Origin of the sequence: Streptomyces sp. NPDC091209 (assembly GCF_044757755.1) — a bacterium.
Classification (GTDB): domain Bacteria; phylum Actinomycetota; class Actinomycetes; order Streptomycetales; family Streptomycetaceae; genus Streptomyces.
This window is the reverse complement of sequence record NZ_JBIVVR010000002.1, coordinates 525,646-539,256: the sequence shown is the minus strand read 5'-3', so window position 1 is coordinate 539,256 and position 13,611 is coordinate 525,646. Positions and strand designations below refer to the sequence as shown.

Sequence of the window (13,611 nt, the reverse complement as noted above, 5' to 3'; positions counted from 1 at the left end):
CTGGCTCATCAGGCATGTTTCACGTGAAACATGCCACTACGTCGGATTCAGTGCGACACGTCCACGGCGATGTGCTGCGTGCCGATGCGCTTGCGGAACACCCAGTAGGTCCAGCTCTGGTAGAGCAGGACGATCGGCGTGGCGATCACGGCACACCAGGTCATGATCTTCAGGGTGTAGTGGCTCGACGAGGCATTGGTGACCGTGAGGCTCCAGTCCGCGTTGAGCGAGGACGGCATGACGTCCGGGAAGAGCGACAGGAAGAGCATCGCCACAGCCGCCACGATGGTGAGCCCGGAGAGCATGAAGGCCCATCCCTCACGCCCGGCATTGACCGCCACCAGCGCCGCTACGAGGGCGACCACGGCCACGATCAGCGCGGCCAGCGAGGCGCCGTCACCGTTGTCGACCTGGGTCCAGATCAGGAAGACCAGCGCCAACACCGCCGTTGCCAGGCCGAGTTGCAGTGCCAGCTTCCGTGACCGCTCCCGGATGTCCCCGACCGTCTTGAGTCCGACGAACACCGTCCCGTGGAAGGTGAACAGGGTCAGCGTGACCAGACCGCCGAGGATCGCGTACGGGTTGAGCAGGTCCCAGAAGTTGCCGACGTACTCGAAGTTCCGGTCGATCTTCACTCCGCGCACGATGTTGCCGAAGGCCACACCCCACAGGAACGCCGGGATCAGCGAGGTCCAGAAGATCGCCGTCTCCCAGTTGCGCTGCCAGTGCTCCTCGGACCGCTTCGCCCGGTACTCGAAGGCGACACCGCGCACGATCAGACTGACCAGGATGATCAACAGGGGCAGATAGAAGCCCGAGAAGAGCGTGGCGTACCACTCCGGGAAGGCCGCGAAGGTCGCGCCGCCCGCCGTGAGCAGCCACACCTCGTTGCCGTCCCACACGGGACCGATCGTGTTGATCAGCACCCGCTTCTCGGCGCGGTCGCGGGCCAGCAGCTTGGTGAGGATGCCGACTCCGAAATCAAAGCCCTCCAGGAAGAAGTAGCCGATCCAGAGGACCGCGATGAGTACGAACCAGACGTTGTGAAGTTCCATGACTCAGCAGCTCCCTGAGCCTAGTAGGAGAAGGCCATCGGCTTGTCGGCGTCACTCGAGTCGCCGCCGATCTTGGTGGGCGGGTTGAGGTCGGACTCGGTGAGCTCGGGGGGCCCTGCCTTGACGTACTTCACGAGCAGCTTGACCTCGATGAACGCGAGGACCGCGTAGAGCGCCGTGAAGACGGTCATCGACGTGATGACCTCGCCCTGCGAGACGGTGGGGGAGACCGCGAACCGGGTCTGCAGCACGCCGTACACGACCCACGGCTGACGGCCCATCTCGGTGAAGATCCAGCCCCAGGAGTTGGCGATCAGCGGGAAGGCCAGGGTCCAGATGGCGATGCGCCAGCCCCACTTGGTGAGCTTCGGGCCGAGCGCCTTGTTCTTGAACAGGACCAGATGCGGCACCTCGTCCTCGCCGACCCTCAGATGCTGCGGCAGCATGAACTTCTTGCGGGTCAGCCAGAGTCCGATCACGCCGATCACGAACGACGCCATGCCGAAGCCGATCATCCAGCGGAACGCCCAGAAGGTGACCGGGATGATGGGGCGGTAGTCGCCGGGGCCGTACTTCGCCTGCTCGGCCTTGTTCGTGTCGTTGATGCCGGGGACATACGAGTTGAAGTCGTCGTTGGCGAGGAACGACAGTATCCCCGGGATGGACAGCTCGACGGTGTTGTGGCCCTTGCTGACGTCGCCGTACGCGAAGATCGAGAAGGGTGCGGAGTCCTGGCCGTCCCAGAGCGCCTCGGCGGCGGCCATCTTCATCGGCTGCTGCTTGAACATGACCTTGCCGAGGGTGTCGCCGCTGATCGCGGTGAGCAGACCGGCGATGACGACGGTGACCAGGCCGAGCCGCAGTGAGGTCTTCATGACGGCGATGTGCCTCTTGCGGAACAGGTGGATCGCGGCGATGCCCACCATGAAGGCGCCGCCGGTCAGGAAGGCCGCCGTGAGCGTGTGGAACACCTGGGCGAGCGCGGTGTTCTGGGTCAGCACATGCCAGAAGTCGGTGAGTTCCGCGCGCCCCTTCGCCCTGTTGATCCGGTAGCCGACGGGGTGCTGCATCCACGAGTTGGCCGCGAGGATGAAATACGCCGACAGGACGGTGCCGATGGCGACCATCCACATGCAGGCGAGGTGGAGCTTCTTCGGGAGCCTGTCCCAGCCGAAGATCCACAGCCCGATGAAGGTGGACTCGAAGAAGAAGGCGATCAGGGCCTCGAAGGCGAGCGGCGCGCCGAAGATGTCGCCGACGAAGCGTGAGTAGGCGGACCAGTTCATGCCGAACTGGAACTCCTGGACGATGCCGGTGACGACACCCATCGCGATGTTGATCAGAAAGAGCTTGCCCCAGAACTTCGTGGCCCTGAGGTACTTCTGGTTCTCCGTACGTACCCAGGCCGTCTGCAGGCCGGCGACGAGCGCCGCGAGCGAGATCGTCAGGGGGACGAAGAAGAAGTGGTAGACGGTGGTAATGCCGAACTGCCATCGCGCCAGAGTCTCCGGCGCCAAAGCCAATTCCACGTCGTCAGTCTCCTTACATCGCCGTGGTCACAGCGGCAGTTTGCCCGCTTTATCGCAGACATCACGGGAGCAACAGGACACGCTTGTGAACGCGTTCACATTCACAAGCAATTATGACGCATGGTCGTTCGAGACATGAGGGGTGGGGGGTCCCTAAGCGGGACCCACTGGCCCCCACCGGGAGGGACCAGGTGGCCCAATGCGTGAAAGAGGGCCCCGTACACGGTCGACGCGTACGGGGCCCTCTCTCGCGGCTCGGGTGGGGCGGTGCTCCGCCGGACGGCTACAGCTCCTTGTGGAAACCCTCGGTCGCCTTCAGGAAGATGTCGTTCGCCTCGGTCTCGCCGATGGTGACGCGAACGCCCTCGCCCGCGAACGGGCGCACGACGACGCCGGCCTGCTCGCAGTGGGCGGCGAAGTCGAGGGTGCGCTCCCCCAGGCGCAGCCACACGAAGTTGGCCTGTGTCTCGGGCACCGTCCAGCCCTGACCGCGCAGGCCGTCGACCACCCGGGTCCGCTCGGAGACCAGCGAGCCGACCCGGCCGAGCAGTTCGTCCTCGGCCCGCAGACTCGCCACGGCGGCGTCCTGGGCCAGCTGGCTCACCCCGAACGGCACCGCCGTCTTGCGCAGCGCCGCCGCCACCGGCTCGTGAGCGATCGCGAAGCCGACCCGGAGACCGGCCAGCCCGTACGCCTTGGAGAAGGTGCGCAGCACGCAGACGTTGGGCCGGTCGCGGTAGATCTCCACACCGTCCGGCACCTCGGCGTCACGGATGAACTCGCGGTACGCCTCGTCCAGGACGACCAGCACATCGCTCGGCACCCGGTCCAGGAACCGCTCCAGCTCGGCCCGGCGCACCACGGTGCCGGTCGGGTTGTTCGGGTTGCAGAGGAAAATCAGGCGGGTCCGGTCGGTGATGGCGTCGGCCATCGCGTCCAGGTCGTGCACCTCGCCCGGGGTCAGCGGCACCTGCACCGAGGTGGCCCCGCTGATCTGCGTGATGATCGGGTACGCCTCGAAGGACCGCCAGGCGTAGATGACCTCGTCACCGGGACCGCTCGTGGCCTGCAGCAGCGACTGCGCGACGCCCACCGAGCCGGTGCCGGTCGCCAGGTGGGAGACCGGGACGCCGAACCGGTCCGCCAGCTCGTTCATCAGTCCGGTGCACGCCATGTCCGGGTAGCGGTTGAACGACCCGGTCGCCGCCGTGACGCTCTCGATCACCCCGGGCAGCGGCGGATACGGGTTCTCGTTGGAGGACAGCTTGTACGCCACGGCACCGGCCGCGGCGGGCTTGCCGGGCTTGTAGGTGGGGATACCCGCCAGCTCCGCACGCAGCTTGGGGTTCGTCTCGCTCACCGCAGTCCTCCTCGCGACCACCAGCGGCTCATGACCACCACCGGCTACCAATGCTTCTCACCTTATGAGGATTCGGCGCCCCTGCGAATGGCCTGTGGACAACCGAACACCACCTTGTGTCCGGCCGGGTGATCATCCGCGTACGCCGGACCCGGCCGTCGGCGCCGTACGTCCGGCGGTCCCCCTCGTACGAAGTCGTACGAAAAGGGGGCGCGTCGACAGCCGTCACATGCGCCGGTGGCTCACGCCGTGGCGCGCATCCCTCGTACAGGTGAGTTGAGACCTCTTCGAAACATGGCCCACTTGGCAGGCCCATGCGCGCCGACAAGTCACGTACTGGCATGAGATCGCTCAACTGCCTTTACTTCAAAGGAAGTTAAGCCATTTGGACCATGCAGAAACGTGCCTGTCAACGCGTGCATATGCGTCCGCACTACCCCACCGTATGAGCCCTACTATCGGCTCGCCATGACAGCAGCAGGGAAGCACCAGGTGAGCCGGGCGGAGACCTCCCGCCGAGGCGGTCGGCCGGGCCGGGCGGGTATCAGAGACGTGGCCGCGGCAGCAGGGGTCTCCATCACAACTGTGTCCGATGCCCTCAACGGCAAGGGCCGGCTCCCGGACGCCACCCGACGCCATGTCCGCGAAGTCGCCGACCGGCTGGGCTATCGCCCGTCGGCCGCGGCCAGAACCCTCCGTACCGGCAAATCGGGCCTGATCGGCCTGACCGTCACCACGTACGGGGATGAACCTTTCACCTTCACCGAGTTCGCGTACTTCGCCGAGATGGCCAGAGCCGCCACCTCGGCCGCCCTCGCCCGGGGATACGCCCTGGTCATCCTTCCCGCGACCTCCCGCCACGACGTGTGGTCGAACGTCGCCCTGGACGGAACCGTGGTCATCGACCCGTCCGACCAGGATCCGGTCGTCAGCGAGCTGGTCCGCCAGGGGCTGCCCGTCGTCTCCGACGGCCGCCCCGCGGGATCGCTCCCGGTCACCGCCTGGGTGGACAACGACCATGAGGCCGCGGTCCTCGGCATCCTCGACCACCTGGCCGCCGCCGGCGCCCGACGCATCGGCCTCCTCACCGGCACCACCACGGACACCTACACCCATCTCTCCACCACCGCATACCTGCGCTGGTGCGAGCGCGTGGGCCAGGATCCGGTGTACGAGGCCTATCCGGCGCACGATCCGTGCGCCGGAGCCGTCGCCGCCGACCGGCTCCTCGCCCGGCCCGACCGCCCGGACGCCGTCTACGGCCTCTTCGACCCGAACGGCACCGACCTGCTCGCCGCGGCGCGCCGCTACGGTCTGCGCGTACCCGACGACCTGCTGCTGGTCTGCTGCAGCGAGTCGACGGTCTACGCCAGCACCGAGCCGCCCGTCACGACCCTCTCCCTCAAACCGCGCAGAATCGGCACCGCCGTCGTCCAGCTGCTGATCGACGCCATCGAGGGGGTCGAATCGGACCAACCGGTCGAGCAGGTGATACCGACGGAGCTGATCGTGCGGACCTCGTCGCAGCGCCGTCCGCCCCGTACGACCGTCAGTCCGCCCCGATCACCCGAGCAGGGCTGACGCCCGATGCGCGAAGGGCGGGGCGGGCCCCGCCCAATTCGGGCGAAAACCGCGGTGAACTGGGCTCCTGTTCCGATTCACCACCCCTGGGTCATCACATGGCGCGATCCGCATTCCTATGATGGGCGGACGACACCGCGGGCCGCTGCGACCAGGCAGTCCGAACCGGTGCAGATGCGGCGCGATGGTGGTGGAGGGGTCGATGACTCAGGGGGCCGGTCAGGGACCCGAGGTGGTGCGGACGGCGACGTTGCGCGACTTCCGGGTACCCGGGTACGTCCACGAGACCGGTCCGTATGCGCAGAACACGCCTCAGGGCGAGGGCGCCGGACCCGTCGGGGAGACTGCGCGGTACACGTCGGGCGAATCCTCGCCCTACGCGTCCGGGGGGTCTCCCGCGGAGTTTCCGGGAGAGTTCTCCGAGGGGTACACCCCCACACAGCGCGATCTGCCGGTCATCCATCGGGGTGACACCCTCCAGGTCGCCGTCGACCCCACCGGCGCCCCTGCCCCCGCGCCCGGCACGGGCCCCGGCCCCCTTTACGTCGTCGGGGACGTGCACGGCTACCTCGACCAGCTCGTCGCCGCGCTCCAGGAGAAGGGCCTCGTCGACGCCACGGGCAACTGGTCGGCCGGCACCTCGCGGCTGTGGTTCCTCGGGGACTTCACCGACCGCGGCCCGGACGGCATCGGTGTGATCGACCTCGTGATGCGGCTGTCCGCCGAAGCGGCCGCGGCCGGCGGCTACTGCAAGGCGCTCATGGGCAACCACGAGCTGCTGCTGCTCGGCGCCAAGCGGTTCGGCGACACCCCGGTCAGCTCCGGCGCGGGCACCGCCACCTTCCAGGCCGCCTGGCTGCTCAACGGCGGCCAGAAGACGGACATGGACCGCCTCCAGGACCACCACCTGCAGTGGATGGCCCGCCTGGACGCCATGGAACTGGTCGACGGACACCTCCTGGTGCACTCCGACACGACCGCCTACCTCGACTACGGCGACTCCATCGAAGCGGTCAACGACACCGTCCGCGAAACCCTCACCCGCAACGACGCCGACGAATGCTGGGACCTCTTCCGCAAGTTCACCCGGCGCTTCGCCTTCCGCGACGACGGCGCCGAGGCCGTCCACGAGCTGCTCGGCGCGTACGGCGGCTCGCGGGTCGTCCACGGTCACAGCCCCATTCCGTACCTGCTGGGCGAGGTCGGCCCGGAGGACGGCGAGGCCGGCGCGGGCCCCGTGGTCGAAGGACCGCACGTCTACGCCGACGGGCTGGCCATCGCGATGGACGGCGGAGTGACCATGGCCGGAAAGCTGCTGGTCCAACAACTTCCGCTGGATATGTGAGCGTTCACCGGGCAGGCGTCTCCCCGGGCGGACCACGCCGGCCGGGGGCCAATTTCTGGAAACCCCCTGTCACGGCGTGCCGTCACCGCTCTACCATCGGCTTATCCGTAGCAGGCTCCCCTCCGTTTCTGCCCAACGGCTCGTCAGCGTGCGAGCCACCAGCCCTACGGAGCATCGGGGGATGCAGATGAACAGCGTTCCGCAGCACCTGCTGAGCGAGGACCGCCAGGAATACGAGCGGATCCTCGATGAGGCGCTGCGCTCCGCACCACACCGCCCGGAACTCGCCGCTGTCGGCCAGCGGCTCAACCTCGAACAACTGCGCACCATGGCGCTCAACGCGACCGTCCTCATCACGTCCGCCGCGTCGGACGAGTACGCGCACTATGTGAAGGTCCGCGAGGAACTGCGACGCCCGGTGCGGTCCACCCCGGTCGTGAACGAGGAAGCCGGCTCCACCGAGCCGGGCTCGACCGCGATGGGGCTCGCCGCCACCGTGGGGGAGGTCACCGAGACCGCAGGTGCCGGCGCGGTCGCCGTCGTCGCGGTGCTCGCCCCCGTCCTCGCCGGAACAGCCGCGGTGATCTTCCTGCTCGTCGGCTACGTCCTGAAGATGCTCGATCCCGAGCCGACCATCGCCAGGACTCTCCTGGCCACGGGCTGGGTCTTCGGCGCGGTCACGGCGGCCGCGATTCTGGTCGCCGCGGCCGGACTGCTGCTGACCGCACTGCGCAACAGCTCGTCCTCGCTCCGTGCCGGAGCGGGCGGCGAGCTGACCGAACAGGTCACCCGGGCCAGGGAAGCCTGGCGCGATGCCCTGCTGGAGCGCGGCATCCTGCCGTTCCTCCGGGAAGCTCTCGCGGACCCGGGCTCGGCGGCACTGGGCCGCCCGGCACCGGCTCCCAGCCGTATCCCCCACCTCGGCTACGGCCGGCCGGGGTTCAGCAGCCCCGACGGCGGACCCGCGGCCGGTCCGCGCCCGAGCTTCTCCAGCCCGGACTTCTCCAGCCCGGACTTCGGGGGACCGGAGCACCAGCCCGAGTGACCCGGTCGGCCGACGGCCGGGTTCAAGGGAGGAAAGGGCCCGCGCGCTCGCGCGGGCCCGCACGGCCGTCACGCGTGCGGGCCCAGTACGGCCGCGTCACGCCTGCGCGTTCGTACGGGCAGGCCGCGAGTCCGTACGGCCTTCGCGAGTACCTCGTACGGCTGCCTCGGGTACGGGTCCCTACGGAGCTGCGGGGCGGTCCCGCGGGCGCCGGACGCTGCCTCGGCCCGTCTTCTAGATGATGCCCAGTCGCTGTGCCTCCCTCGTCCACGACGGGAACTCGGACAGCAACCGGTCGTAGAGTTCCGGATCCGGTACGTCGCTGATGTCGTCGACCGCGAAGAAGCCCACATTGTCCACGCGTCGGCCCGGCAGCGTGTCGAACCGCTCCAGAACGCCGTAGTTGGAGCGCCCCAGCCCGACGAACTGCCAGAAGACCGGCTCGTCCACCGCCTCCAGCAGCTCCTTCTCGATCTCCTTGTTGCGGTAGACGCCACCGTCGGAGAAGAAGAGCACCAGCGTGGGATCGGCGGCCGGGTGCTCGCGGACATACGTCCGGACCTCGGCGATCACCTTCTGCTCCTCGTTCTGGATCCCGACCGCCCGCATGTCCACCTGGCCCGGCTGCAGCCCCTTCCGCGGCTTCTTGCTCCGCCGGAACAAGGTCAGTTCACCGACCCGGACATGGCGCTCCAGCCACTCCGGCAGGTCCCCCAGGGCAAGGTCCGGCAGCCGGGCCGGGTTCGACGCGAAGGTCCACGCCTGCAGCTCTCCGTCGTCGTCCAGCTGCGCGGCCACCGCGGCCATGCGCTCCACCACATCGGCGACGACGCCCTTCGAATACAGGAACGACATCGACCCGGACGCGTCCAGGACCAGGATGACGCGGGCCCTGACACCCACCGCCCCGTGCTTGCGCAGACTGACCGCCACCTGCTCCTTGCGCAGGGAGAGCCGCTTGCGCATGTCCACGGGCAACCGCTCCTCGCCCTTGATGAGATGAGGAGCCGAGCCGAAGCCCGGGGACATCGGGGAGGACGAGGGCACCGGCGTGGAAGGGCGCATCGGCGTGGAAGGGGGCGTCACCACAGGGCGGGGCGGAACGGCGGGCGGGGACGCCCGAGGTGTCTCCTCGAACCGGGACGGGGCGCCTCCGGCGCCGACGGCTCCGGAGGGCGCGTCCTTGGCGCCCGTGCTCCCGGGAGCAGCCGGCTCCTCGTCCACGCTGATCCCGAAGTCGGTGGCCAGGCCCGCGAGTCCGGAGGCGTACCCCTGGCCCACCGCGCGGAACTTCCACTGATCGCCCCGCAGATACAGCTCACCCCCGATGAACGCCGTCTCCGTCGTCGCTTCCATGTCGAACAGCGCCAGTTCCTGCCCCGTAGCGGCGTCGAGCAGTCTCAGTCGCAGATCCGACAGCCGGCCGAAGGTGCCCCCGTCGGCGGAGGCGCCTAGGACGACCCGTTGGATCTCCGGCTCCAGAGCACGCAGGTCCACCCCGACGGTGTCCGTGGTCCCGTCGCCCTCCCTCCGCTTCCCCAGATGACGCACGGCACCGGAGGCGTGCCTCGGCTGGTTGTAGAAGACGAAGTCGCCGTCGTCCCGCACCCGTCCGTCCGCACGGAGCAGCAGAGCCGAGGCATCGGCGTCCGGCGCACCGGGACCCCCGGACCAGCTGAGCACGACCTGCACCTCCTGCGCGGCAACGGGAATGTTCGCGCCCTTGCTCATCGATGTCGGTGTCATACGCCCAGTCTGCCTAGAGAATCCGCCATCGGAACCGAGCGATACGCCTACGCGCGGGGAGCGCCTGCCGCATCCGTCGCGGCCCGGACGAACGCGCGAAGCCGTTCGGTCGTGTTGCCCTCCCTCCACACCAGTCCCCGCTCGATCGGCTGCGCGTCGTGAAGGGGTACGTAGGCCACATCGGGCCGGGGGTAGTACTGCCGCGAGTGCTCCCCGACCGGGAGCACGCCCCGGCCCATCGCCACCAGGGTCAGCATTTCGGAGAACGACCCGCCGACCGGGCCCTTGGGAACGGGCCTGCCCGAGGGAGTGCGCTCCGGTGTGCGGTCCCGCTTGAACCCCGCCGAGGTCACCTGTGGGTACTGCACGACGGGGTGTTCCGCGAGCACCTCGACGGACACCCGCTCCTCGCCTGCCAGCGGATGACCGGCCGCCACGGCCAGTACCCGTCTCTCCCGCAGCAGCGCGGGCCCGCAGGCCATGCCGTCGAAGGGGAACGAGGCGAGCAGCACGTCGATCGAACCGTCCAGCAGGCTCGCCCGGGAGTTGGACAGCTGAACCTCCCGTACGTCGACCCGGCAGTCCGGGTGCCGCTCTCCGAACAGGCCGACCGCCCTGAGCAGCGCGGGTGCCGTCCACTCACCGAGGAAGGCGACCCGCAGCTCTCCGGTGACCCCACGGCTGGCGTCGGCTGCTCTTCGCAGCGCCGCTTCCATCCCGGCGACCAAGGGCGTCAGGTCGTCCGCCAGTTGTCGGCCGATCGGGGTGAGCCGGACGGAACGGCTGTTGCGTTCGAACAGCGAGCCGCCCACTCTGCGTTCCAGCTTCTTGATCACCTGGCTGACCCGTCCGGTCGTGATCAGCAACCGCTCGGCGGTCCGGCCGAAGTGCAGTTCCTCGGCCAGCGTAAGAAAGGCCTCGATCTCCAGTCGCTCCAGCATGAATCCCCCGGCGTTAAATCTGGCTCAACGGTCGTACACCGATCTTGCCTTGATGGCGAACTGTCCGCGGCGGATCGTAGAAGGCGTCCACCCGGCCTCCGGAGAGAACCCGACGAGTCCCCCGGACACCCGGGCGCACGGCACGCGTGCCCGGTACCACCCATCACACCCTTCCGAACGGGACCAGATGAACTCGTCAGACATCACCGCCTACGTGAACGAACTCGACGGCCCCCTGCGCGCCATCGGCGAGAGACTCAGGCCTGTCATCGACTCGGCCCTCCCCGACGACTCCGGCGCACTGTGGCACGGCCACCCCACCTGGAGCCTCGGGGACAAGCCGGGCCGGACCCCGGTCTGCCTGCTCAAGGCCTACACGTCGTACGTCACCTTCGGCCTCTGGCGCGGCCAGGAAGTGACCGACCCCTCGGGCCGACTGATCGCGGGAGCCCGCCGGATGGCCTCCGTGAAACTCAGCCGTGCCGACGACATCGACCCCGCCCTGTTCAGCGAGTGGCTCCGCCTCGCCGTCGCCCTGGAGGCGAAGTGACCACCGTGCGCGTGAAGGCCTTCGACCACCTGGTCCTCAACGTCGAGGACGTCGAACGGTCCCTGGCCTTCTACACCGGACTCCTCGGCCTGGCTCCCGTACGCGTCGCCGAGTGGCGGGGCGGCCAGGTCCCGTTCCCGTCGGTGAGGGTCACCGAGGGAACCATCATCGACCTGGTCGCCCACGCCCGCGGGGAGTCCAACGTCGACCACATCTGTCTCACCGTGGAGCCGCTGGACTGGGACGAGGTCATCGCGTCGGAATCCTTCACCGTGCTCGAGGGTCCCGTGGAACGCTTCGGCGCGCGGGGCACCGCCACCTCGGTCTACGTCCAGGACCCGGACGGCAACACGGTGGAACTGCGCTGGTACCCGCAGGACGTCACGGAATGACCGGACCGAGGGCGACGGCCCGGGAACCCGCCCCGGACCGCGCCCCTGTGAAGCGGCTCAGTCGGCCAACGGCAGGTACACGCGGTTGCCCGCCTCCGCGAACTCCCGGGACTTCTGAAGCATGCCCTCGGAGATCTCCGCCGCGGAAGCACCGTCGGCCGTGTCACCGCCGAACCGCTCGTTGATGCTCTGGCTGATCTTCATCGAGCAGAACTTCGGCCCGCACATGGAACAGAAGTGGGCCGTCTTGGCGGGTTCGGCCGGCAGCGTCTCGTCGTGGAACGCCCTTGCGGTGTCCGGATCGAGGGCCAGGTTGAACTGGTCCTCCCACCGGAACTCGAAGCGGGCGTCGGAGAGCGCGTCATCCCATTCCTGTGCACCCGGGTGCCCCTTGGCGAGGTCGGCTGCGTGGGCGGCGATCTTGTAGGTGATGACGCCGGTCTTGACGTCGTCACGATCGGGCAGGCCCAAGTGCTCCTTGGGCGTGACATAGCAGAGCATGGCCGTGCCCCACCAGGCGATCATCGCGGCACCGATGCCGGAAGTGATGTGGTCGTACGCCGGCGCGACGTCCGTCGTCAGCGGGCCGAGCGTATAGAACGGAGCTTCATCACAGATCTCCTGCTGAAGGTCGATGTTCTCCTTGATCTTGTGCATCGGGACATGTCCCGGGCCTTCGATCATCGTCTGCACATCAAAACGCTTCGCGATCGTGTTGAGTTCCCCGAGCGTCGTCAACTCCGCGAACTGGGCGGCGTCGTTGGCGTCCGCGATGGAGCCGGGACGCAGACCGTCACCGAGCGAGTAGGTGACGTCGTACGCGGCGAGGATCTCGCAGAGCTCCTCGAAGTTCTCGTACAGGAACGACTCCTTGTGGTGCGCGAGGCACCAGGCCGCCATGATCGAGCCGCCGCGCGAGACGATGCCGGTCTTGCGGTTCGCGGTGAGCGGCACGTACGCCAGGCGCACGCCCGCGTGGACCGTCATGTAGTCCACGCCCTGCTCGGCCTGCTCGATGACCGTGTCCTTGTAGATCTCCCAGGTCAGCTCCTCGGCACGGCCGTCGACCTTCTCCAGCGCCTGATAGAGCGGCACCGTGCCGATGGGGACGGGGGAGTTGCGCAGCACCCATTCACGTGTGGTGTGAATGTTGCGGCCGGTCGACAGGTCCATGACCGTGTCGGCGCCCCAGCGGGTCGCCCAGGTCATCTTCTCGACCTCTTCCTCGATGGAGGAAGTGACCGCGGAATTGCCGATGTTGGCGTTGACCTTCACCAGGAACCGCTTGCCGATGATCATCGGTTCGGTCTCCGGGTGGTTGACGTTCACCGGCAGCACCGCCCGGCCGGCGGCGATCTCCTCCCGTACGACCTCGGGGTCGACGTTCTCGCGGACCGCCACGAACTCCATCTCGGGCGTGATCTCGCCGCGTCGCGCGTACGCGAGCTGGGTGACCGCCTGCCCGGCGCGCCCCCTGCGCGGCTGGCGCGGCCGTCCGGGGAACACCGCGTCGAGGTTGCGCAGCCCCCCGCGCGGGGCGGTGTGTTTGATCCCGTCGTCCTCGGGGCGCACGGGCCGGCCCGTGTACTCCTCGGTGTCTCCGCGGGCGATGATCCAGTTCTCGCGCAGCGGTGCCAGCCCCCTGCGCACCTCGGTGTCGATGGTCGGATCGGTGTACGGGCCGGAGGTGTCGTACAGCGTCACGGACTGGCCGTTGGTGAGGTGCACCTGGCGAACCGGCACCCGCAGATCGGGACGCGTACCCCCGACGTACGCCTTGTGCCAGCCGATGGATTTCCCGGCCTCGCTGTTCAGGGACGGGGAGGAAGCCCCCTCCGTCTGGCTGGAGGCAGGCGTGCGTACGTCCTTGTCGGTCATGAGACCTACTCCCTACGCCGGCATTACCCGGTAACAGGTTCAGCGGTCGACGCAGCGGCTTCCGTTCGTCGATGTTTCATGTGAAACATCGCGAAGACGGAGGTCAGCGCCCTCTCAGCCCGGTGCTCCGAGCTCCCGCGTGTGCAAAGGTGCCTCCACGCTAGCGTCATATTTGGCGCGCTGAACAGA

The 13,611-nt window shown here is 68.3% G+C and carries 11 protein-coding genes and 1 riboswitch; of the genes, 5 read left to right on the top strand and 6 right to left on the bottom strand.

Features of this window, described 5'->3' with window-relative positions; all coding sequences use genetic code 11:
• Positions 1-47: 47 nt before the first annotated feature.
• The 3 genes from cydB to hisC form a co-directional block, all read right to left on the bottom strand.
• The gene (gene cydB, locus ACIQRL_RS09395) at positions 48-1,055 is read right to left on the bottom strand and encodes a cytochrome d ubiquinol oxidase subunit II (RefSeq protein ID WP_401329200.1); all 1,008 of its coding nucleotides are present in this window, start codon (positions 1,053-1,055) and stop codon (positions 48-50) included.
• A gap of 20 nt (positions 1,056-1,075) precedes the next feature.
• Positions 1,076-2,584 (bottom strand): cytochrome ubiquinol oxidase subunit I, encoded by a 1,509-nt coding sequence (locus ACIQRL_RS09390; RefSeq protein WP_401329197.1) that lies wholly within the window; start codon positions 2,582-2,584, stop codon positions 1,076-1,078.
• Positions 2,585-2,867: 283 nt separating this feature from the next.
• A complete protein-coding gene (hisC, locus tag ACIQRL_RS09385; RefSeq protein ID WP_401329194.1) occupies positions 2,868-3,944 on the bottom strand; it encodes a histidinol-phosphate transaminase in 1,077 nt (358 codons plus the stop codon).
• A gap of 468 nt (positions 3,945-4,412) precedes the next feature.
• On the opposite strand from hisC, the gene ACIQRL_RS09380 reads away from it, so the two are divergent.
• The 3 genes from ACIQRL_RS09380 to ACIQRL_RS09370 all read left to right on the top strand — a co-directional run bounded on the left by ACIQRL_RS09380 (position 4,413) and on the right by ACIQRL_RS09370 (position 7,915).
• Positions 4,413-5,525 carry a LacI family DNA-binding transcriptional regulator gene (locus ACIQRL_RS09380; RefSeq protein ID WP_401329191.1) on the top strand — a complete coding sequence of 371 codons (1,113 nt, stop codon included), beginning with the start codon at positions 4,413-4,415 and terminating at the stop codon, positions 5,523-5,525.
• A 187-nt stretch (positions 5,526-5,712) separates the two neighbouring features.
• Positions 5,713-6,870 (top strand): metallophosphoesterase, encoded by a 1,158-nt coding sequence (locus ACIQRL_RS09375; protein WP_401329575.1) that lies wholly within the window; start codon positions 5,713-5,715, stop codon positions 6,868-6,870.
• Between the two features lie 181 nt (positions 6,871-7,051).
• Positions 7,052-7,915, top strand: a complete 864-nt coding sequence (locus tag ACIQRL_RS09370) for a hypothetical protein (protein WP_401329188.1) — start codon at positions 7,052-7,054, stop codon at positions 7,913-7,915.
• 234 nt (positions 7,916-8,149) lie between these two features.
• On the opposite strand, the gene ACIQRL_RS09365 is transcribed toward ACIQRL_RS09370, so the two are convergent.
• The gene (locus ACIQRL_RS09365; RefSeq protein ID WP_401329186.1) at positions 8,150-9,661 is read right to left on the bottom strand and encodes a VWA domain-containing protein; all 1,512 of its coding nucleotides are present in this window, start codon (positions 9,659-9,661) and stop codon (positions 8,150-8,152) included.
• Between the two features lie 47 nt (positions 9,662-9,708).
• The gene (locus tag ACIQRL_RS09360; RefSeq protein WP_401329183.1) at positions 9,709-10,602 is read right to left on the bottom strand and encodes a LysR family transcriptional regulator; all 894 of its coding nucleotides are present in this window, start codon (positions 10,600-10,602) and stop codon (positions 9,709-9,711) included.
• 187 nt (positions 10,603-10,789) lie between these two features.
• Here ACIQRL_RS09360 and ACIQRL_RS09355 point away from each other — a divergent pair, with 187 nt between their 5' ends.
• Together ACIQRL_RS09355 and ACIQRL_RS09350 are read left to right on the top strand one after the other, a co-directional pair.
• Positions 10,790-11,152: a DUF1801 domain-containing protein gene (locus ACIQRL_RS09355; protein ID WP_401329181.1), complete on the top strand. Its 363-nt coding sequence runs from the start codon at positions 10,790-10,792 to the stop codon at positions 11,150-11,152.
• A gap of 5 nt (positions 11,153-11,157) precedes the next feature.
• A complete protein-coding gene (locus tag ACIQRL_RS09350; protein ID WP_401329572.1) occupies positions 11,158-11,544 on the top strand; it encodes a VOC family protein in 387 nt (128 codons plus the stop codon).
• A 57-nt stretch (positions 11,545-11,601) separates the two neighbouring features.
• Here ACIQRL_RS09350 and thiC read toward each other — a convergent pair whose 3' ends face one another.
• Entirely contained in the window at positions 11,602-13,422 is a 1,821-nt protein-coding gene (thiC, locus tag ACIQRL_RS09345; RefSeq protein ID WP_401329178.1) for a phosphomethylpyrimidine synthase ThiC, read from the bottom strand.
• A riboswitch (TPP riboswitch) is annotated at positions 13,415-13,571 on the bottom strand. (Overlaps the previous gene by 8 nt.)
• Positions 13,572-13,611 lie beyond the last annotated feature (40 nt).

Bases quoted from the DNA above. Each gene is read 5' to 3' on its own strand.
- thiC (WP_401329178.1), bottom strand. From the start codon at position 13,422: ATGACCGACAAGGACGTACGCACGCCTGCCTCCAGCCAGACGGAGGGG.
- ACIQRL_RS09370 (WP_401329188.1), top strand. From the start codon at position 7,052: ATGCAGATGAACAGCGTTCCGCAGCACCTGCTGAGCGAGGACCGCCAG.
- ACIQRL_RS09360 (WP_401329183.1), bottom strand. From the start codon at position 10,602: ATGCTGGAGCGACTGGAGATCGAGGCCTTTCTTACGCTGGCCGAGGAA.
- cydB (WP_401329200.1), bottom strand. From the start codon at position 1,055: ATGGAACTTCACAACGTCTGGTTCGTACTCATCGCGGTCCTCTGGATC.
- ACIQRL_RS09365 (WP_401329186.1), bottom strand. From the start codon at position 9,661: ATGACACCGACATCGATGAGCAAGGGCGCGAACATTCCCGTTGCCGCG.
- ACIQRL_RS09355 (WP_401329181.1), top strand. From the start codon at position 10,790: ATGAACTCGTCAGACATCACCGCCTACGTGAACGAACTCGACGGCCCC.
- ACIQRL_RS09380 (WP_401329191.1), top strand. From the start codon at position 4,413: ATGACAGCAGCAGGGAAGCACCAGGTGAGCCGGGCGGAGACCTCCCGC.